This window comes from Micromonospora chalcea, assembly GCF_028768405.1.
Taxonomy (GTDB): domain Bacteria; phylum Actinomycetota; class Actinomycetes; order Mycobacteriales; family Micromonosporaceae; genus Micromonospora; species Micromonospora chalcea.
The window spans coordinates 1,958,192-1,978,258 of sequence record NZ_CP118233.1 but is presented as its reverse complement, the minus strand read 5'-3'; the positions used below and the strand labels follow the sequence as shown (position 1 = coordinate 1,978,258).

The 20,067-nt window shown below is 71.5% G+C and carries 20 protein-coding genes; 14 read left to right on the top strand and 6 right to left on the bottom strand.

The features are described 5' to 3' along the window. Nucleotides 1-96: 96 nt before the first annotated feature. Nucleotides 97-564 (bottom strand): SRPBCC family protein, encoded by a 468-nt coding sequence (locus tag PVK74_RS09125; protein ID WP_069088410.1) that lies wholly within the window; start codon nucleotides 562-564, stop codon nucleotides 97-99. Then, the gene (locus tag PVK74_RS09120) at nucleotides 518-898 is read right to left on the bottom strand and encodes an ArsR/SmtB family transcription factor (RefSeq protein ID WP_176722809.1); all 381 of its coding nucleotides are present in this window, start codon (nucleotides 896-898) and stop codon (nucleotides 518-520) included. The genes PVK74_RS09125 and PVK74_RS09120 overlap by 47 nt, the downstream gene beginning before the upstream one ends. Nucleotides 899-1,222: 324 nt before the next feature. Here PVK74_RS09120 and PVK74_RS09115 point away from each other — a divergent pair, with 324 nt between their 5' ends. The 10 genes from PVK74_RS09115 to PVK74_RS09070 all read left to right on the top strand — a co-directional run bounded on the left by PVK74_RS09115 (nucleotide 1,223) and on the right by PVK74_RS09070 (nucleotide 12,025). Next, entirely contained in the window at nucleotides 1,223-2,425 is a 1,203-nt protein-coding gene (locus PVK74_RS09115) for a dipeptidase (protein WP_274478804.1), read from the top strand. Beyond that, the gene (locus PVK74_RS09110) at nucleotides 2,422-4,047 is read left to right on the top strand and encodes an ABC transporter substrate-binding protein (protein ID WP_043323235.1); all 1,626 of its coding nucleotides are present in this window, start codon (nucleotides 2,422-2,424) and stop codon (nucleotides 4,045-4,047) included. Before PVK74_RS09115 ends, PVK74_RS09110 begins: the two co-directional genes overlap by 4 nt. A 32-nt stretch (nucleotides 4,048-4,079) precedes the next feature. Further along, complete coding sequence (locus tag PVK74_RS09105) at nucleotides 4,080-5,033, top strand: ABC transporter permease (RefSeq protein ID WP_043323238.1); 954 nt, start codon at nucleotides 4,080-4,082, stop codon at nucleotides 5,031-5,033. Nucleotides 5,034-5,097: 64 nt separating this feature from the next. After that, the gene (locus tag PVK74_RS09100; protein ID WP_223200978.1) at nucleotides 5,098-5,979 is read left to right on the top strand and encodes an ABC transporter permease; all 882 of its coding nucleotides are present in this window, start codon (nucleotides 5,098-5,100) and stop codon (nucleotides 5,977-5,979) included. 2 nt (nucleotides 5,980-5,981) lie between these two features. Continuing rightward, nucleotides 5,982-7,163 (top strand): M24 family metallopeptidase, encoded by a 1,182-nt coding sequence (locus tag PVK74_RS09095; RefSeq protein ID WP_210869383.1) that lies wholly within the window; start codon nucleotides 5,982-5,984, stop codon nucleotides 7,161-7,163. After that, nucleotides 7,160-7,996, top strand: a complete 837-nt coding sequence (locus tag PVK74_RS09090; RefSeq protein ID WP_043323247.1) for an alpha/beta fold hydrolase — start codon at nucleotides 7,160-7,162, stop codon at nucleotides 7,994-7,996. The genes PVK74_RS09095 and PVK74_RS09090 overlap by 4 nt, the downstream gene beginning before the upstream one ends. Then, nucleotides 7,993-8,976 (top strand): ABC transporter ATP-binding protein, encoded by a 984-nt coding sequence (locus PVK74_RS09085; protein WP_043323248.1) that lies wholly within the window; start codon nucleotides 7,993-7,995, stop codon nucleotides 8,974-8,976. The genes PVK74_RS09090 and PVK74_RS09085 overlap by 4 nt, the downstream gene beginning before the upstream one ends. Beyond that, nucleotides 8,960-9,949, top strand: a complete 990-nt coding sequence (locus PVK74_RS09080) for an ABC transporter ATP-binding protein (RefSeq protein ID WP_043323250.1) — start codon at nucleotides 8,960-8,962, stop codon at nucleotides 9,947-9,949. The genes PVK74_RS09085 and PVK74_RS09080 overlap by 17 nt, the downstream gene beginning before the upstream one ends. 30 nt (nucleotides 9,950-9,979) lie before the next feature. After that, nucleotides 9,980-11,182, top strand: coding sequence for a dipeptidase (locus PVK74_RS09075; protein ID WP_274478800.1), 1,203 nt, complete (start codon nucleotides 9,980-9,982; stop codon nucleotides 11,180-11,182). 87 nt (nucleotides 11,183-11,269) lie between these two features. After that, entirely contained in the window at nucleotides 11,270-12,025 is a 756-nt protein-coding gene (locus PVK74_RS09070; RefSeq protein ID WP_064445588.1) for a GntR family transcriptional regulator, read from the top strand. A 67-nt stretch (nucleotides 12,026-12,092) separates the two neighbouring features. Here the strand turns inward: PVK74_RS09070 and PVK74_RS09065 are convergent, their stop codons facing one another. Continuing rightward, entirely contained in the window at nucleotides 12,093-13,460 is a 1,368-nt protein-coding gene (locus PVK74_RS09065) for an extracellular catalytic domain type 1 short-chain-length polyhydroxyalkanoate depolymerase (protein WP_082930904.1), read from the bottom strand. A gap of 242 nt (nucleotides 13,461-13,702) precedes the next feature. Between PVK74_RS09065 and PVK74_RS09060 the strand changes: the two genes are divergently transcribed. The 4 genes from PVK74_RS09060 (at nucleotide 13,703) to PVK74_RS09045 (ending at nucleotide 17,652) form a co-directional block, all read left to right on the top strand. Continuing rightward, nucleotides 13,703-14,674 carry a PaaX family transcriptional regulator gene (locus tag PVK74_RS09060; protein ID WP_064445590.1) on the top strand — a complete coding sequence of 324 codons (972 nt, stop codon included), beginning with the start codon at nucleotides 13,703-13,705 and terminating at the stop codon, nucleotides 14,672-14,674. Nucleotides 14,675-14,750: 76 nt separating this feature from the next. Then, a complete protein-coding gene (locus PVK74_RS09055) occupies nucleotides 14,751-16,004 on the top strand; it encodes a cytochrome P450 (RefSeq protein ID WP_274478798.1) in 1,254 nt (417 codons plus the stop codon). Nucleotides 16,005-16,099: 95 nt separating this feature from the next. Next, nucleotides 16,100-16,360: an acyl carrier protein gene (locus PVK74_RS09050; RefSeq protein ID WP_030499102.1), complete on the top strand. Its 261-nt coding sequence runs from the start codon at nucleotides 16,100-16,102 to the stop codon at nucleotides 16,358-16,360. A 53-nt stretch (nucleotides 16,361-16,413) separates the two neighbouring features. Continuing rightward, the gene (locus PVK74_RS09045) at nucleotides 16,414-17,652 is read left to right on the top strand and encodes a beta-ketoacyl-[acyl-carrier-protein] synthase family protein (protein WP_274478796.1); all 1,239 of its coding nucleotides are present in this window, start codon (nucleotides 16,414-16,416) and stop codon (nucleotides 17,650-17,652) included. A gap of 8 nt (nucleotides 17,653-17,660) precedes the next feature. On the opposite strand, the gene PVK74_RS09040 is transcribed toward PVK74_RS09045, so the two are convergent. The 3 genes from PVK74_RS09040 to PVK74_RS09030 form a co-directional block, all read right to left on the bottom strand. Next, nucleotides 17,661-18,983 (bottom strand): glycosyltransferase family 2 protein, encoded by a 1,323-nt coding sequence (locus tag PVK74_RS09040; protein ID WP_274478795.1) that lies wholly within the window; start codon nucleotides 18,981-18,983, stop codon nucleotides 17,661-17,663. A 2-nt stretch (nucleotides 18,984-18,985) separates the two neighbouring features. Further along, nucleotides 18,986-19,255 (bottom strand): phosphopantetheine-binding protein, encoded by a 270-nt coding sequence (locus PVK74_RS09035; RefSeq protein ID WP_030499105.1) that lies wholly within the window; start codon nucleotides 19,253-19,255, stop codon nucleotides 18,986-18,988. An 86-nt stretch (nucleotides 19,256-19,341) separates the two neighbouring features. Beyond that, nucleotides 19,342-20,022 carry a 4'-phosphopantetheinyl transferase family protein gene (locus tag PVK74_RS09030; RefSeq protein WP_274478793.1) on the bottom strand — a complete coding sequence of 227 codons (681 nt, stop codon included), beginning with the start codon at nucleotides 20,020-20,022 and terminating at the stop codon, nucleotides 19,342-19,344. Nucleotides 20,023-20,067 lie beyond the last annotated feature (45 nt).

The window sequence follows — 20,067 nt, the reverse complement described above, 5'->3', positions numbered from 1 at the left end:
TTGTCGACACCATGTCGCGATCTTACCAACGCGGTGTCGGCAAAAAGCGGGATCCGGCGCTGTCTACCCGACCACAATCCGTGACGGCTCGGCCGGTCAGCCGGGCGAGGGCAGCGTCCCGCGCTCCCGCGTCAGGTACGCCTCGATGCGGGCGAACGCCCCGGTCCACACCTCGGTGGCGAAGAAGTCGCGCAGCTCCGGTGCCGGGAAGCCGCTCTGCGTCACGGTCATCAGCGTGCCGCCGTCCTTCTCCTCGAAGGTGACCTCGACGCGGGTGGTCATCGTCTCGCCGTCCGGGCTGCTGCCGGAGGACTCGGTGACCAGGCGGTGCGGGCGGTCGATCTCCAGGAACGTCTGGGTCTCGCGGAACAGCATGTCGGGGGAGGGCCCCCAGACGGCTGTCTGCTTCCCGCCGACCCGCAGGTCGACGTCGATCTCCACGATGCCCGGCTCCTCGTCCAGGATGCCGAACCAGATCTTCTGTTTGCCGGCGTCGGTGTAGGCGTCGAACGCCTCCTCAGGCGTGCCCGGAAGCTGTCGGGTCAGGTGGATCTGGAGCGTCATGGTCACGGTCCTCCGTGGTGAGAGTGAGATAGGCGTCGAGGCCGTCCAGGCGGCGTGCCCAGAGGCGCCGGTAGAAGCTGATCCAGGCCATCGCCGTGTCCAGCGGGGCCTCGCTGAGCCGGCACTGCCGGGACCGGCCGACCTTCTGCGTCACCACGAGACCGGCGTCCTCCAGCGCGCGGACGTGCTTGCGCATGCCGGTGAGGCTCATCCCGGTGGGCCCGGTGAGCTCGCTGATGGTGGCCGGACCCGTGCCGAGCCGGATCAGGATGTCGCGTCGGGTGGGGTCGGCCAGGCTGGCGAAGACCCGGTCGAGCGTCTCTTGCTGAACCACATGGTTCACCGTACAACACTGAACCCCTTGGTTCACCATTGCCGCGCAGTCGGCGTGCATTTCGCGGTCGAGTGGTCTGACCACTGGGGGTGATCGAGGCGCGGTCCGCCGTTCGGCCCGATCGCCTCGTGCATTCGGCCGGGGCCGGCTCAGTTGCTCGGCCCGCTTGCCGGAGCCCGGTCCCGACCTGCGGGAATGTTCCCCGATTCCGGTAACGGAAAGGTCACGAGGTATTCCTGTGCCGTGCTTGCGCTCGGTACGTTCCACGAGGCATGAGGTCAGACCTCACTCCTCATGCCTCTAGCTGACGAGGTGAGTAGACCAGTGCAGGAACCCGCCCCCCGCTACGCCGGATACCGGTCCTTCGACTACCTGGTGCCGCATGTGGACTACAAGGTCTTCGAGCTCGCGCCACAGATCGGCCGGGTGCCGGAACACGACCTTGGCCTGACCGACGACCAGCGTGCCCGCGTCTCCCGGCTGCTGCGCGAGCACATGGCCATCTCGCTGCACGAGCACCCGAAGATCCTGCCGGCCGACGTGACGCAGTTGCGCGACTACAACCGCACCGGCCGCAACTCCTTCGGGTTCGAGGGCCTGGCCCGGTCCGGCATGACCGCGGTCTTCGACAACTTCATGAACGGCACCGGCTGCGTGACCAGCGAGCACGCCTGGAAGTGGGACGACGTCATCTACGACATCGGCCTGCGCTTCGCCGACGTCGCCAAGCAGGGCCACGTGGTGGTGGCGACCACGCTCGAACAGATCTTCGAGGCCAAGCGCAACGGGCAGATCGCCCTGGTGGCCGGCCTGGAAGCAGCCACGATGATCGAGAACGAGCTGGACCGGATCGACGTCCTCTACGGCTTCGGGGTACGCCAGATGGGCATCGCGTACAGCCAGGCGAACATGCTCGGTTCCGGCCTCTCCGAGGACCGCGACGGCGGGTTGACCCACTTCGGCCGGCGCGCGGTGGACCGGATGAACAAGCTCGGGATCGCCATCGACATCTCGCACTCCGGCGACCAGACGTCGCTGGACGTGATCGAGGCCAGCCGGGTGCCGGTGTTCATCACCCACGCCGGCGCCCGCTCGGTCTGGAACACCCCCCGGATGAAGCCGGACGAGGTGATCCGGGCCTGCGCCGAGCGGGGTGGCGTGATCGGCATCGAGGCCGCTCCGCACACCACCCTCTCCGGCGACCACCCGCACCACTCGATCGAGTCGGTGATGGACCACTTCACCTACTGCGTGGAACTGGTCGGCATCGACCACGTCGCGTTCGGCCCGGACACCAATTTCGGTGACCACGTCGGACTGCACGACAGCTTTACCCAGCACCTGGCGATCGGAAAGGCCCACGGAGTGGTGGACCACCCTCGGGTTCCGTACGTGAGTGGCATGGAGAACCCGGCGGAGTGCTTCAGCAACATCGTCGGGTGGTTGGTCACGCACGGTTACTCCGACGACGAGATCGCCAAGGTCATCGGCGGCAACATCATCCGGGTTCTTCAGGAGGTTTGGTGAACAAGACAGTCAAGGGTCGGTGGCGGCTCGCTGTCGCGCTCGGCGTGGCGGCCACGCTCGGTGTCTCCGGCTGCGGTCTGAACGAGGAGACCTCCTCCTCCAGCGGCTCGTCGTCGGACTCGGTGCTGCGGATCGGCACCACCACCGACGTGAGCAACTTCAACCCGCTCCAGTCGTTGAGCAAGACCGACTCGTGGATCCTCAACGCGATGTACCCGCACCTGCTGCGGATCGACGAGAACGCGAAGAAGTCGCCCGAGCTGGCCAAGGAGTACCGCTACGAGGACGACGGCAAGACCGCCGTCTTCGTGCTGCGCGACGACTTCAAGTGGACCGACGGCAAGCCGGTGGTCGCCGAGGACGTGAAGTTCTCCGCCGAGTCGATCATGAAGTACAAGCTCGGCAACGTCGCGGCGAAGCTGACCTGGGTCGAGTCGGTCGAGGCGCCGGACGCGACCACTGTGAAGTTCAAGCTCTCGCAGCCGTACGCGCCGTTCGCCGAGGGCGTCGGCTTCTGGATGTCGGTCGTGCCGAAGCACGTCTTCGAGCCGGCCGGTGACCTGTCCAAGTTCGCCAACGACTCCAACTGGGTCGGCGCCGGGCCGTTCGTCCTGGACAGCATCACCAAGGGCCAGCGCTACGTCATGAAGCGCAACGAGCACTACCCGCTCGCGCCGGGTGGCAAGGCCGCGGTGAGCCAGGTCGAGTACCGGGTCTACCCGGACGTGAACACCATGATGCTGGCGCTGCGCAACGGCGACATCGACATGATGGGCACCCCGGTGCCGGTCTCGGCGGCGAAGACCTTCGAGAACGACGACAAGATCAAGCTGAAGAAGGTCGGCGCACTCGGCTTCGCGCACCTGACCTACAACATGAAGAACAAGTACCTCGCCGACCAGGACGTCCGGCAGGCGCTGTCGATGGCGGTCGACACCAAGGGGATCATCTCGGCCGTGCTGCAGGGCGACGGCCAGCAGATGGCCGGCCCGATCTCGCCGATCTTCTCCGAGTACGACAACACCGAGCTGCAGCCGTACCCGTTCGACCCGGAGGGCGCGAAGGCCAAGCTGAGCGCGGCCGGCTACAAGGACGCCAACAACGACGGCTTCTTCGACGAGCTGAAGTTCGGCGTGGCGTGCGACCAGTCCAACGCCAACATCACCCGGGTTGTGCAGCTGTTCCGGGAGAGCGCGGCCAAGGCCGGCGTGAAGCTGGAGAACGAGTGCGTGGAGCGGAACACCTTCCTCACCCGCACCAAGAACGGCGAGTACGACATCGACGCCTCGCAGTGGGGTGTCTTCGACAACCCGATGGACCAGCTGCGCAGCACCTACCTGTCCAGCAACCCGGGTGGCATCAACTACAACCTGCTCGAGTCGGCGGAGATGGACGCGCTGATCAACGACGCGGCCGGCACCACCGACGTGGAGGCGTTCAAGACCAAGATCAAGAACATTGACAAGGTCGTGCACGAGCAGGCGTACCTGACCCCGCTGTACGTGGAGAACTTCCAGTTCGCCTACAACGCCAGCAAGTTCACCGGCTTCGTCCCGTCGCCGTCGGACCTGCTCGGCATGGTCACCGCGTACTCGCTGGCCCAGGTCACCCCGGTCAAGTAACCCACCCAACCAGAGGAGAGGAGGGGTCCCCCGTGGCGCGTTTCGTGCTCAGCCGGGCACTGAAGGCCGTCCTGACCGTGTGGATCGCGATCACTTCGACGTTCTTTCTGCTCCGGCTCCTGCCGGGGGACCCCACGACCCTCATGGTCGAGGGCGACATGACACCGGAGATGCAGGCGGCGCTGCTCAAGACGTACGGCCTGGACCGTCCGCTGTGGGAGCAGTACGTGTCGTACCTGCGCGAGCTGGTCCAGGGCAACCTAGGCATCTCGTTCCGTCAGATCCAGCCGGTCACCGACATCATCCTCGACCGGCTTCCCTGGACGTTGCTGCTGGCCGGCAGCGCGTTCGTCCTGACCGTCGCCGTCGGCATCCCGATCGGCGTGGCCGCCGCGGTCAACCGCGGCAAGTGGCTCGACCGCGCGTTGCAGGGCTTCGGGATCAGCGCCAACGCGCTGTTCGTGCCGAGCGTCGCGATCCTGCTGCTGGTCTTCTTCGGCGCCCAGCTCGGCTGGTTTCCGATCGGCGGGGCGATCGACCCGGACACCCGGGGCGCGGCGGCCTACCTGAGCCTGGCACACCACCTGGTGCTGCCGGTGCTCTCCCTGGTCCTGGTGCAGCTCGGCCCGTACGCGCTGACCCTCCGTACCAACATGATCGAGGTCCTCGGTGAGGACTACATCCGCGCCGCGCAGGCGCGTGGTCTCTCGGCCCGGCGTCGGGTGTGGAAGCACGGCCTGCGCAACGCGATCCTGCCGGCGCTGACCCTGATGGGCCTGCAACTGGGCACCCTGGTCGGCGGCGCGGTGCTGACCGAGACGGTCTTCGCCTACCCCGGGGTCGGCCGGCTGATCTACGAGGCGGTCGGGCAGCAGGACTACCCGGTGATCCAGGGGGCGTTCATCATGCTCGCCGTCACCGTGGTGATCGCCAACGCCCTGACCGACATGCTCTACGCGGTCCTCAACCCCCGGATCCGGCTGTGAGCGCGCGCCGCGTCCCGGCGCGTCGCCCGGATCCGTTCGCCGCCACCACCGAAGGGAGGGTGCCGTGAGTGCCCCCGTGCTGACCGAGCAGGCGCTCCCGCCGGCCCCGGCCGCGCCCAGGCGGTCCTTCCTCTCCGGCTACCTGCGTCAGCCCGTCGTGGCGTTGTCGGTGCTGGTGCTGCTCGTGATGGCGGTGCTGGCGGTCTTCGCGCCGCTGATCGCCGACGAGCCCGCCGGCGCCGGCGCGGACGTGCTGCAACCGCCCTCCGGGGCGCACTGGTTCGGCACCGACGACCTCGGGCAGGACATCTTCGCCCAGGTGGTCTGGGGCACCCGGACCAGCATGGTGATCGGCCTGGCCGCCTCGCTGCTCGCCATCGTGCTGGGCACCGCGATCGGGCTGGCCGCGGCGTACTTCCGGCCGTTCGACGCGGTCGCCACGGTGATCACCGACGTGATGCTGGCGCTGCCCACCCTGCCGCTGATGATCATGCTGGCGGCGGTGGTGAGCCCGAGCGTCACGACGCTGACCCTGATCATCGGGTTCTTCGCCTGGCCCGAGGTGGCCCGGCTGATCCGGTCACAGGGCCTGGTGATCAGCGCGATGCCCTACATCGACGGTGCGCGGGTGCTCGGCGCCACCGGCTGGCGGATCGTCACCCGGGAGATCCTGCCCGCCGTCGTCTCGCTGATGGTGGTCAGCGTGCTGCTCACCGCCTCCCGGGCGGTGATCTCCGAGGCCGGCCTGAGCTTCCTCGGGCTCGGCGACCCGGACGCCTGGTCCTGGGGACGCATCCTGCTCAACGCCCAGCGCAGCGGCACGATCGCGATCGCCTGGTGGCAGACGCTCTTCCCGTCCCTGGCGATCCTGTTCCTGGTGCTGGCGGCGACCCTCGCCGGAACCCGGTTCAACGACACCCGCGACCCCCGTCGCAACGGAGGCTGACCATGCGACTGCCCGAGAGCTTCTACCACAGCGTCCGTGGCCGGCTCGCCGAGGCGCTCGAACAACGAGGGCTGGACGGGTTCCTGGCCACCTCGCCGGCGGAGGTCGCCTTCCTCAGTGGCTTCTTCTACATCGCCACCGAACGTCCGGTGTACCTCTGGCTGCCGCGGACGGGGGATCCGCTGCTGGTGATCCCGCGCCTCGACGAGGAGTACGCGGCCCAGCAGGGCGTGACGGTCCAGACCGTCACGTACTTCGAGTACCCGGGCGTGGTCACCGCCGAGGAGACGCTCGCCTCGGCGCTGTCCCGTCCGGGCGGTCCGGTCCGCCGTATCGGCGTGGGCGCGGGCCTTTCGGTCGGCGCGTTCCGGGCGCTGTCCCGGGCCATCGGCGGGGCCACGCTGGAGACCACCGACGCGGTCGCCGAGCTGCGGCTGCGCAAGTTCCCCGAGGAGATCCCGTTCCACGAGGCGGCCGCGCGGATCTGCGACGAGATGCTGGCCGCCGGACGGGCCCTGATCGAGGAGGCGCTCGCCGCCGGGCGGCCGCTGCCGCGTGAGGACGAGATCGCCCGGCACGTGATCGGCTTCGGCACCGACCGGATGTACGCCGAGTACGACCTGGTCGTCTACACCACCAAGCTGGCCGGCGGGCTGGTCTACGCCGGCCCGAACTCCGCCCTGCCGCACGGCCTGCCGACCCGTCGGCGGCTCCAGCCGGGCGACACCCTGATCCTCTCCCTCGGCGCGGCGGTGGCCAGCCGGTTCGTGGAGAGCGAGCGGACGTTCGTCATCGGCGAGCCCACCGCCGAGCAGGTGCGCTACTACGAGGCCGACCGGGAGGCGCAGGAGGTGGGCACCCAGGCGATGATCGCCGGGCGTACCTGCGCCGAGGTCAACCGGATCTGCCTGGACGTCCTGCGGGACCGGGGCCTGGGCGACTACATCCGGCACCGGCAGGGCCACGGCATCGGGCTGCAGAACCACGAGGCGCCCTGGGTCGAGGACGGCGACCACACCGTGCTGGCCCCCGGGATGCTGCTGTCCAGCGAGCCCGGCGTCTACGTGCCCGGCCACGCCGGCTACCGCATCTCCGACACGGTCCTGGTACAGGACGACGGCCCGCGCCGGCTCACCCGGTACCCGCGTGACCTGGCGTCCAACATCATCGAGGGGATCCGATGAGAATCAACGGAGCGGAACTGGTCGTCGAGGCGTTCGGCCCGGTCGACGGCCCGGCGATGATCGTGCACCACGGTGCGCCGGGCCTCGGCTCCCGCCAGGAGCCGAAGCGCTCGTTCGGCCCGTTCGCCGACCGCATGCGGGTCATCGTCTTCGACGCCCGCGGCTCCGGCGAGTCCAGCGACGACGAACCGTTCACCCACGAGCAGTGGGTGGCCGACGTGGACGCCATCCGCGCGCACTTCGGCTACGAGACGATCGTCATGGCCGGCGGCTCGTACGGCGGGTTCATCGCCATGGAGTACGCCATCGCCCACCCGGAGCGGGTCTCCGCGCTGGTGCTGCGGGACACCGCCGCGGACACCGCGCACGACCACCTCGCGGTGGAGCGGGCCCGTAACACCGACCGTTCGGTGATCCCGGAGTGGGTCATCGACCGGATCGGCACCGGCCGGTTCGAGAGCAACGAGCAGTTGCGCGAGTACTGGAAAGCGATCCTGCCGCTCTACGACCACCAGCACGACCCGGCAAAGGACGAGGCGCGGCTGGCCGCCACCCGGTTCCACTACCGCACCCACAACGCCGCCTTCGGGCAGAACATGCCCCGCTACGACCTGAAGCCGAAGCTGCCGTCGATCACGTGCCCGACCCTGGTGACGGTGGGCCGGCACGACTGGCGTACCCCGGTGGCCGCCTCGCAGGTCATCGCGGACCTGGTGCCCCGCGGCGAGCTGGTGGTCTTCGAGTCCTCCGGCCACTCGCCGCAACTGGAGGAGCCGGAGCTGTTCCAGCAGGTGGTGCGGGACTTCCTCAGCCGCGCCGGAGTGCTCCGATGAGCCTGCTGGAGATCGCCGACCTGAAGGTCGCGTTCCCCGGTCCGACCGGGCCGGTCAACGCGGTGAACGGGGTGTCGCTGCGGATCGAGTCGGGGCAGACCCTGGCCATCCTCGGTGAGTCCGGCTCCGGCAAGAGCGTCACCGCGCAGGCGGTGACGGGCATCCTCGACGTGCCGCCGGCGACGGTCAGCGGCTCGGTCCAGCTGCGGGGCAGGGAACTGCTGACCCTGTCACGCAAGCAGCGGGAGCGGGTCAGCGGCGAGGAGATCGGGATGGTCTTCCAGGACGCGATGGCCGCGCTCAACCCGGTCTTCACCGTCGGGCACCAGATCGTGGAGGTGCTGCGGGTCCGGCGGGGCATGTCCCGGGCCGACGCCCGCCGCCGCGCCGTCGAACTGGTCGACCGGGTGCGGATCCCGGCGGCCAAGGACCGGATGCGGGACTATCCGCACCAGTTCTCCGGGGGCATGCGCCAGCGCATCATGATCGCGCTGGCCATCGCCCTGGAACCGGACCTGCTGATCGCGGACGAGCCCACCACCGCGCTGGACGTGACGGTGCAGGCCCAGGTGATGGAGTTGCTCGCGGAGATCCAGCGGGACAGCGGAATGGGCCTGCTGCTGATCACCCACGACCTGGGGGTGGTCGCCGAGGTCGCCGACGACGTGGCGGTGATGTACGCCGGCCGGATCGTCGAACGGGGCACCGTCGAGCAGATCTTCGCCGGTCCGGCGCACCCCTACACCGAGGGGCTGCTCAACTCGATGCCCCGGGTGGACCGGCGCGACGAGCAGCTCTACGCGATTCCCGGCGCTCCGCCCAACCCGGCTCGGCTCCCTGCCGGCTGCCCGTTCCACCTGCGTTGCCCCCGGGCCACCGACGAGTGCCGGGTCGTCCTGCCGCCGCTGCTGGCGCTGCCGGCCGATCGCGCCAGCGCCTGTCACCACCACGAGGAGGTGCTCGATGCCACCCGGCGATGAGGTCGTGCTGCGGGTCGAGAACCTGGTCAAGCACTTCCCGGTCAAGGGACGGGTCCCGTTCACCTCCGGCGGCGTGGTCAAGGCCGTCGACGGTGTCTCCTTCGACCTGCGCCGGGGCGAGACGCTCGGCGTGGTGGGCGAGTCCGGCTGCGGCAAGAGCACGCTGGCCCGCATGCTCGTCGGGCTGGAGCAGCCCACCTCCGGCGCGGTGCGCTTCGGCACGTCAGTGGTGCACCAGGCCAGGGGACGGGAGCTGCGGGCCCTGCGCCGGCGGATCCAGATCGTGCTCCAGGACCCGTACACGTCGCTGAACCCCCGCCGCACGATCCGGGAGATCCTGCTCCAGCCGTTCGAGATCCATCCGGACGTGCTGGACCGCCGGCGCCGGATCGAGCGGATCAAGGAGCTGCTCGACCTGGTCGGTCTCGACCCCGGCCTGCACCTGGACCGCTACCCGCACCAGTTCTCCGGCGGGCAGCGCCAGCGCATCGGCATCGCCCGGGCGCTCGCGCTGAGCCCCGACGTCATCGTCTGCGACGAGCCCGTCTCCGCCCTGGACGTGTCGGTCCAGGCGCAGGTGGTCAACCTCCTGGAGCGGCTCCAGGAGGAACTCGGCGTGGCGTACGTCTTCATCGCCCACGACCTGTCCGTGGTGCGCCACATCTCCGACCGGGTGGCAGTGATGTACCTGGGCAAGCTCGTGGAGACCGGCCCCGAGGTCAGCCTCTACGAGTCGCCCCGGCACCCGTACACCCGGGCGCTGCTGTCGGCGGTGCCGGTGCCGGACCCGGCCGGCCGGCAGGGGCGGCAGCGGATCCTGCTGGCCGGCGACCCGCCCAGTCCGGTGGATCCGCCCTCGGGCTGCCGGTTCCGGACCCGTTGCTGGCAGGCGGCCGACACCTGTGCCACCACCGAACCACCGCTGGCCGCCGGCGCGCATCCGGTCGCCTGCCACTTCCCGCTGGCCGCGTGACGGCCGGCGATCGTCCAAAGGAGAAGCGTCTTGCTGCAAGAACCCGCCCCCCGGTACAAGGGTCACAGGTCGTACTCGTACCTGGAGCCGCACTCGGACTACCGGGTGTTCACGCTGGCCGAGGAGATCGGCCGGGTGCCGGAGCACGACCTCGGCCTGACCGACGCTCAGCGTGCGCGGGTGACGCGGCTGCTCACCGAGCACGCCGCCATCTCGCTGCACGAGCATCCGGTGGTCCTGCCGGCCGACGTCAGCGAGCTGCGGGCCTACAACCGCACCGCCCGCCAGCGCACCGGATACGAGGGGCTGGCGCGCTCCGGCCTGACCGCCGTCTTCGACAACTTCATGGCCGGCGCCTCCTGCGTGACGAGCGAGAACGGCTGGAAGTGGAACGACCTCGTCTACGCCCTCGGCATGCGGATGAGTGACCTCTACAAGCAGGACCACGTCTTCCTGGCCACGTCCCTGGACGACATCCACGCCGCGAAGCGGGACGGCCGGCTGGCCCTGGTCGCGGGCCTGGAGTGCAGCAGCCCGATCGAGAACGAGCTGGACCGGATCGACATCCTCTACGGCTTCGGCGTACGCCAGCTCGGCATCGCGTACAGCCAGGCGAACATGCTCGGCGGGGGCCTGTCGGAGAAGCACGACGGCGGGCTGACGCACTTCGGCCGCCGGGCGGTGGACCGGATGAACAAGCTCGGGATCGCCATCGACATCTCGCACTCCGGCGACCAGACGTCGCTGGACGTGATCGAGGCCAGCCGGGTGCCGGTGTTCATCACCCACGCCGGCGCCCGCTCGGTCTGGGACACCTCCCGGATGAAGCCGGACGAGGTGATCCGGGCCTGCGCCGAGCGGGGTGGCGTGATCGGCATCGAGGCCGCCCCGCACACCACGCTCTCGCAGGCGCACCAGCACCACTCGATCGAGTCGGTGATGGACCACTTCACCTATTGCGTGGACCTGGTCGGCATCGACCACGTCACGTTCGGTCCGGACACCATGTTCGGCGACCACGTGGGGGTGCACGACACCTACGCCGGCAACTACGCCCACGACGCCGGGAACCGTCCGCAGCACCCGCGGGTGGAGTACGTGTCCGGGCTGGAGAATCCGGGCGAGGCGTTCGGGAACATCGTGGGCTGGCTGGTGGCGCACGACTACTCCGACGACGAGATCGCCAAGGTGATCGGCGGCAACACCATCCGGGTGCTGGAGCAGGTGTGGTGAGGCCGTGCCGGTGATCGTCCGAGCGGACGTGGACGAACTACACTCCGTACGCCGACGCGGCGGCGGGCAGTGATGAGGTGAGGGCGGATGGCTCGGCGGGAAACCGCGCTACAGGCGGCGCACGGCCGGCTGCGGCAGCTGATCGGCAGCGAGTTCCGGTCGGGTGAGAAGCTGCCCAACGAGCGGGACCTGGCTGATCGTCTGGAGGTCAGCCGCGCGACGGTGCGCGAGGTGCTGGGGCAGCTCGCCGCCGAGGGGGTGGTGACCCGGACCTGGGGGATCGGCACCTTCGTGCACGATGACGCCGAGCGGGTGCCGGTGTCCATCGGTGACGTCACCGCGCTGCGGGACCGGATCACCGCCACGGGTCACCGTCCGACGCTTCAGGACGCGTCGGTCAGCCGGGCGAAGTGCCCGGCCGACTGCGCGCGCGTCCTCGGACTGGAGCCGGGCTCGCCGGTGTGGCGGGTCGACCGGCTCTTCGCCGTGGACGGGGTCCCGGCGGCCTGGATCCGTGATCACCTGCCGCTGCGGTTCGACGGCCGCGACCTCGACCCGTCCGGGCTGCTCAGCATCGACCTGGACATGTTCGAGTTCCTGGCCAGCGCGACCGGTATGCCGGTGCGGCGGGCGGAGATCGAACTCACCGCGGTGCTCGCCGACGACGAGGCCACCGAGCGGCTCGGCGTGGCGGTCGGACATCCGCTGGTCACCGCGACCCAGGTCGGTTACGGGACGGGCGGAGCGGCGCTGTTCCACGGCCACATCACGGTTCGCACCGATGTGTTGACGCTGCGGATCAGCCGCGGCGGGGCTCCGGAACCGGCCCCGCCGGCCGGGTAGCCGGCGGCCCCGCGACGCGGGGTCGCGGGGCCGCCGTCCGGACGTCACCGGGGTCGGGGTACGCCGGTCAGGTGAGCGTGCAGGACTGGCCGTTGAGGGTGAACGAGCTGGGCCGCCCGGCGTTGCCGGTGTGCGTGGCCTGGAAGCCGATGGTGGTCGAGCCGCCGGCCGGGATGGCCGCGTTGTAGGAGACGTTGCGCGCCGTCACCTGGCCCGAGGAGGGGGAGTACGAGGCGTTCCAGCCGGAGGTGATGGTCTGGCCGCCGGGCAGCGTGAACGCCAGCGACCAGCCGTTCACCGCGGTCGAGCCGGTGTTGCTGATGGTGATGTTCTCGGTCAGGCCGTTGTTCCAGGCGTTCAGCTCGATGCGCACCGAGCAGGCGCCGGTGCCGGGCGGCGGCGTGGTCGGTCCCGGCGGCGGGGTGGTGGGGCCGGGCGGGGGCGTGGTCGGCCCCGGCGGCGGAGTGGTCGGTCCCGGCGGGGGCGTGGTCGGCCCGGGCGTGCTGGTCAGGCCGAAGAAGGCGATCGCCGCCGCGGCCATGCCGGACGACGGCAGGCTGTGCCCGGCGCCCTGGATGCTGTACGCCTCGACCTGCACGGTGCCGGTGGAGTCGGCGTAGCGCCGCCGGTTCCAGCCGGACTGCGGCGTGTCGGTGGAGGTGGGGTTCTGGCTGAGCCCGAACACGTTCGTCCACTGCTCGATCGTCTCCTGCAGCAGCGAGTACGGCACGAGCGTGTCGTTGGTGCCGTGCCACAGCTGCACGCGGGGACGCGGCCCGGTGTAGCCGGGGTACGCCTGGCGGACCGCGTCACCCCACTGCTGCGGGGTGCGGTTCATGTTCCCGCCGGTGCACTGGCTGGACCCGGGCGGGTAGTCGGAGGCGCCGGCGAAGCAGTTGAACGGCACCCCCATGAACGCCGCACCGGCCTTGAAGACGTCCGGGTAGAGCGCCAGCATGTGGTTGGTCATCATGCCGCCGGACGAGCTGCCGGTGGCGTAGACCCGGTCCGGGTCGGCGCCGTACTGCTGCTGCACGTAGCGGACCATCGAGATGAGCGACACCGGGTCACTGCCGCCGCCGCGGCGCTTGGCCGCGTCGGACCAGGTGTCGAAGCAGTTGCCGAACCCGGCCTGCTGGGTGGCGCTGGGATAGATCACGATGAAGCCGTACCGGTCGGCCAGCCCGGCGAACTCGCTGCCGGAGTAGAAGCCGGGGCCGGAACCGCCGCAGCCGTGCATGGCCACCACCGTGGCCGGCCGGGACGGGCGGTTGTCCGGCACGTAGACGTGCATGCGCATGCGCCCGGGGTTGTCGCCGAAGCTGGTCACCTCGGCCAGCGACGCCGCGTACGCGGGTTGCACGGTGGGGATCACCAGGCCGGCCGCCACCAGCGACGCGGCCAGGGCCACCACCATCTTGGCTCTGATTCTCACGGAGACTCCTTCGATCGCCTGTGTGCAGGCGGGAATGAGCGGTCACGCGCCGCGCCGGCCGCCCGGACGGCAGCGGTGTCGCGCCTCGCTCACGGAATGTGGCTTGCCCGGCCCGGCTCCGCGCTCATATGGCACATAGTGTTCCCGTCGGGCGGTGAACTGTCAATCGAAGCACGCCGATATGCTGCGGCGGCGTTCGTCTAGAGTCGATGCTCCGTCCCTGAGCCGAGCCCGGAGCGCGTGTGCCAAGCCCGTTCGACATCGAGGAGATCTACCCGGACGAGGCGCCCACGCCACGGCTGCCCCGGCGGCAGGCCGGCACCTCGCCGCAGAGCGTGGCGGTGACCCTCCTGGCCGACTACACGCTGCGTACCCGGGCCCCGCTGCCGTCCGCCGCGATCGTCGAGCTGCTCGCCGAGACCGGGGTGACGAGCGCCGGCGCGCGTACCGCGATCAGCCGGCTGGCCCGGCGCGGCGTGCTGGAGGGCAGCCGGCAGGGCCGCAACAGCTTCTACCGGCTCAGTCGTGGCGCCGCCGCCGACCTCTCCGCCGGCGGCAGCTGGATCGTCGCCTCCACCGCCGACACGCAGGCGTGGGACGGGTGCTGGACGGTGGTCGCGTTCTCGCTGCCGCAGGACCGCGGCACGCAGCGCCGCGCCCTGCGCGGGCAACTGCGCTGGCTCGGCTTCGCGCCGCTGTACGACGGGCTGTGGATCTCCCCGTACGAGCTGGCGGAGCCGGCCCGGTCGCGACTGGCGCAGCTCGCGCCCGGCGCGGTCACCGTGTTCCGGGGCCGGCAGGACGCGCTCGACGTGACCGGCCAGCGCGCCCCCGTCGACGCCTGGGACATCGCCGCGATCAGCGCCCAGTACGAGGATTTCCTGCGCCGGTGGACCCCGCTGGCGTCCCGGCTGGAGTCGGTCGACGGTCCGGCGGCGGTGCGGGCCCGCACCGAGGTGATGGACACCTACCGGCGGTTCCCCACGCTCGACCCGCGGCTGCCGCTGGAGCTGCTTCCGGCCGGATGGCTGCGCCGGCCGGCCCGGGACCTGTTCACCGCCGTCTACGACGGACTGGCCGAACCCGCGCAACGGCACGTGCGGGCGGTCGTCGCGCGGTTCGCCGATCCGGTGCCGCCCGGCATCCAGGCGCACACGACCGCCGACATGCTCGCCGGCGTACGCGAGGACGCCTGCGGGGCGGGCCCGGACTGACCGCCGGCCGTCCCGTGGACACATCGGCGCCGGTGAGTCTATGGTCACGGGACTGCGGTGACCGCGAGGAGTGGCCATGAGCGTCCGCGTCTCCCTCGACGAGCTGCTCGGCGACGAGGTGCGGCGCGACCCGTACCCCTTCTACGCCCGGCTGCACGAGGCGGGGGAGGCGGCCCGGCTGCGGCCGGGCGACCCGCACGCGCTCGTCGTGCACGGCTACGAAGCGGTCAACCGGGTGCTGCGCGACCCGGTGTTCCGGGTGCTCGGCGCCGACTACCTGGACCGGGCCGGCGTCCGCTGGCGCCAGCACCAGGTGACCCGGATCCTCCAGTCGTCCATGCTCAACGCCGCCGAACGCGACCACCTCCGGGTCCGGCACCTGTTCTCCCAGGCGCTCACCCCGCGCCGGGTCGCCGCGCTGGAACCGGCCATCGGGCGCATCGCCGACGACCTGCTCGACCGGCTCGCCGAGTCGGGCGCGGACGGCCGGCCCGTCGACTTCATGGCGCGCTTCGCGCTGCGGCTGCCCAGCGACGTCATCGGCGAGCTGCTGGGCGTGCCGGAGGAGGACCGGGAGTGGTTCCCGCCCCGGGTCCGCGCGTTCGACGCGGTGCTGGAGATCGGCCGCCGGTCCATGCGCGAGGTCCGGGCCGCCAACGTCGCGGCGGCGGAGCTGACCGCGTACTTCACCGACCTGGTCGCCGCGCGCCGGGCGACCCCGCGTGACGACTTCGTCTCCGCGCTGCTGCGCGGCCTGGACGACGAACCCGGCCGGCTGACCGCCGACGAGCTGCTCGCCAACCTGATCATCATGTACAACGCCGGGTTCCGGACCACCGCGAACCTGCTCGGCAACGGGCTGGTGCTGCTCACCGAACGGCCGGACGCGCGGGCCGCGCTGCGCGCCGACCCGTCGCTGGCGGCGTCCTACGTGGAGGAGATCCTGCGGTACGAGCCGCCGGTGCACTTCGCGGTCCGGTACGCCGCGGTGGACACCGAGGTCGCCGGCCTGCCGGTGCCGGCCGGGCGGACGGTGGTCGTGCTGACCGGCGCGGCGAACCGGGATCCGCGCCGCTTCCCCGACCCGGACCGGTTCGACCCGTCCCGCGCCGACAACCGGCACCTGGCGTTCAGCGCCGGGCCGCACTACTGCTTCGGGGCGACGCTGGCCCGGGCCGAGGGGCGGCTGGTGCTGCCCCGCCTGCTGGACCGCTTCCCGGCGCTGACCGCCGAACCGGGGCCGCGCCGCGCGCTGATGCTGCGCGGGTACGACCGGCTGCCGGTACGGCTGACCGATCGGGTGCCTTGTCAAACCAACCTGATCGAGTAAGGTCGATGCTACGCGGAGTGTCCGCTCCGCGCCTCACAGGTTCCGTCGAGCAGGTCGAGCGCGCCGCCAGGCACCGTGGAAGGGAAACACCGGACATGACCGATGAGATCCGCGCGTTCCTCCTCGCCGCACTGACCGAGATGAAGTACGACGTCGGCGACGTCGACGACGACACCGTCTTCGGCCCGGCCGGGCTCGACGTGGACTCCCTCGGCCTGGCCGAGCTCGCGGTGCGGGTGGAGGACCGGTTCGGGGTCGCGTTCGACGACGACGAGGCGGAGGAGCTGGCGATGATGACAGTCGGCGAGTTCAGCCGCGCGGTCGCGGCGCGGATCGCCCCGGCCTCGGCGCACTGACCGATGCCAGGGCACGGCACCCGGCCGCGTCACGCCCCGGCGCGCCGGTTCCGGTGAGCGTGCGCGAACGGGTCACGGTCACCGGCATCGGGCTCGTCAGCCCGGTCGGCGCGACCGCCGCCGAGGTGTTCGAAGAGGTCTGCGACGGCCGCTCCGGGCTCACCCGGCCACCGCACGACCATCCGCTGCACGGCGTCGTCGACGTCGCCGCGTTCGCCCCGGCGATCGATCCGGCCACCGTGCTGCCCGGCCCGGAGTCCCGCGTCGTGGACCGGTCGATAGTCATGGTGCTGCGCGCGGCCGAGGACGCGCTCGCCGACGCCGGACTGCGGATCGGCCACGACGTCGACAGCTACCGGGTGGCGGTCGTCGTCTCCGGCGTCGGCGGACTGTCCACGCTGGAGGAACAGGTGCTCGCCCGCGCCGGGCGCGGACGGTTCGGGGTCAGCCCGTACATGCTGCCCGGCACGCTGCCCAACATGGGCGCGGCCCGGATCGCGATCAAGTTCGGCATCCACGGCTACACCTCGTCGATCGGCACGGCGTGCGCGGCCGGCGCGCAGTCGATCGGCGAGGCGCTGCGCATCCTGCGCGCCGGCGACGCGGACGTGGTGCTCGCCGGATGCGCCGAGGCGCCGCTGTTCCCGACGTTCGCCGACGCGTTCGGCAACGCCCGGGCGCTCGCCCGCGGCTGGGCCGACCCGGCCGCCGCGAGCCGCCCGTTCGACCGCCGCCGCAACGGGCTCGTCCTCGGCGAGGGCGCCGGGGTGTTCGTGCTGGAACGCGCCGCGCACGCCGCCGCGCGCGGCGCCCGCCGGCACGCCGACGTGCTCGGCTGGGGCGCCACCAACGACGCCCACCATCCGACCACGCCGCGTCCGGACGGCGCCGGCGCGGCCCGGTGCATGCGCCTGGCCGTCCGCGACGCCGGTCTGGAGCCCGCCGACATCGGGTACGTCAACGCGCACGGCACCAGCACCCGGGCCGGGGACGCCGCCGAGCTGGCCGCGCTCGCCGACGTCTACGGCGCGGAAGCGCCGCCGCTGAGTTCGACGAAGGGCGTCACCGGGCACATGCTCGGCGTCTCCGGCGTGATCGAGGCGGCGATCGCGGTCGAGGCGCTGCGCCGCGGCCTGCTGCCGCCCACCCGCAACCTGGACGAGCCGGAGCGCGACGGCGAGGTCGACCACATCCGTGGGCGGCCACGCGCGACGACGGTGGACGCGGTGCTGTCGAACTCGTTCGGCTTCGGCGGCCACAACGTCAGCCTCGTCCTGGCGCGGCCCGCCTGAGCGGCGGGTCAGCGGAGCGTGATCACCGTGGCCGCGTCGTACGCGGCGACGGCGACGCTGAAGTGCGGGCGCAGCATGTCGGCCACGTAGTCCAGGTCGGCGACGAGCGGCACCGGCAGCAGAGCGCGCTGGTCCAGGCCGGTACGGGAGGCGACCAGCTCGATCCGGTCGGCCTTGAGCAGCCCCCGGGTGAGGAACGCCGGCAGGTCCTCGGGGAGCAGGCAGCGCCACATGTCGACGTTGACGATCAGGTCCAGCGCGCCGGCCTTGAACTGCTGGAGCACGGTGCCGAGCAGGTGGGAGTTCGTCCCGCCGACCGGCGCGTCGTGGTCGAACGTGTGCGACCCGGGGCCCAGGTCGAGCGCGGACACGCCGTTGCCGACGACCAGCGCGGCGCTCGTGGCCAGCTCGTCGCGCAGCGACCCGGGCAGCACGTCCGGCCGGCCCAGCCCACCGGAGCGGTACGCCTCGATGGCCGCGCCGTAGAGCCGGATCCGGCCCAGGTGCCGGCCGAACGTGTTGATCCCGTACAGCACTTCGACGTCGTAGCGCAGGTGCTTGCGCAGCAGGTACTTCATGTTGTCCATCGAGGCGATCCCGTTGGACGTCTTGCGGAAGTGCGGGAGGTGGTAGGAGAGCGCGTCGACGTCCAGCCGGAACAGCTCCGGCGGGGCGCCGTGCAGGTGGAACACCCGGTAGAAGAACTCCAGGTCCTCGAAGCCCCACTTGACCATCGCCTCGTCGAAGCCACCGACCCGCCGGAACGACTCGTGGTCCACCGACGAGTTGTGGGTCAGGCCCAGCACCCAGGGCGCGCTCGGGAAGTCGCCCATCCGCTGCGGGAGGGCGATGTCCTCCAGCCGCGGGTCGCCGCGCTCGGCGTCCAGCATCGCCGGCACGACCGGCTCGCCGCGGCGCAGCGCGTCCGCGCCGGCCCAGTCCAGGTCGTACCGCTGGCCGAGCAGCACCCCGGGCCGGCCGGCGCGCCCGGCGTGGAAGTCGCGGTGCCGCTTGAGCAGCGTGGGATGCGCCACCGTGTCGGCGTCCAGGAACATCAGCGTGGCCGCGCGGGCCCGGGCCGCCGCCGCGTTGCGGTTGGCGCTGCGCCCCCGGTTCCGGTCGCTGCGCACGTACTCGATCCGCAGCCGGCCCCGGTACGCGTCCACCACCGGGCCCAGCGCGACGGCCGACCCGTCGTCGCCGACGACGACCTCGAAGTCGGCGGCCGGCAGCGTCTGCCGGGTCAGCGAGCGCAGCGTGGTGTCGAGCGCGGACGGGTTCTCGTGCGCGGGCACCACCACGCTCAGGCTGGGCCGGTCCGCTGTGGGCATGCTCAGCGCGCGGTGGAGTTGGCGGTGATGTAGTCGGCCAGGTCCCCGAGCGTCGCCATCCGGTCCTCGTCCAGCTCCTCGACGTCGATCTGGATCTCCAGCTCGTCCTCCAGCGCCAGCAGCAACTCCAGGCCGAGCGAGGAGCTGAGGCCGAGCTCGTCCATCAGCTGGGTCTGCTCGGTGACCGGCGCGTCCGGCCGCAGCATCCGGGTCAGCAGCACGGTCAGGCGGTCCACGACCTGGTCCCGGGGCGGCGCGTCGTGTTCTAGCACCGGGGCTCCCACGGATCGATCACGCGCTCCAGCATGGAGTCATCAGAGCAGGGGAGATCGGTGAGTGTCAACGGGTGCGATGGTGGTCACGGGCAGTCACCGAGGTCGGTGCGACACTCGACGGCGTACGGCTCGTCGCCGGCCAGCGCCACCGCCACCGCGTACCCCTGTGGCGCGACCAGGTCGGCGAGCCGGTGCCGGCCGGCCGGGTCGGCGCACTCGACCACGTCGGCCCGGTCCACCGGCATCCCGAGGTTGGGCCACAGCCGGCCCCCAGCCGCCTTGACGGCCGCCTCCTTGCGGGCCCACAGCCGCACGAACCGCCGCGCCCGGGCGGCCTGGTCGGGGCCGGCGGCGACGTGCCGCGCCTCCCGGGGGTGGAAGAAGCGCGCGGACGCCGGCACCGGGTCCCCGCCCGGCACGACGTGCTGGATGTCCACCCCGACCGGGCGGCCGTCGCTGAGCGCCACCGCGACCAGATCGCCGGAGTAGGACAGGCTGGTGTGCAGGCCGCGCCACGGCCCGGTCAGCGCCGGTTTGCCGTACCGGCCGCGGCGCCAGGTCAGCGCCGCCGGTGACGCGCCCGTGGCCCGCCCGGCCAGCACGCGCAGCGCGCCGTGCGCCACCGTGAACCGGTCCCGCAGCCCGTCGGCGGCGAGCCGCGCGGCCCGGGCCCGCTCGGCCGGGTCGAGCACCGCCCGGTACCGGGCCAGCACGTCCGGCGGCGCCCCGGCCGCAAGCACCCAGACCCGTACGGCGTCCCGCATGGACGGCAGCGTAACGGTGCGCCGTCGCGTTGACACACACCGATG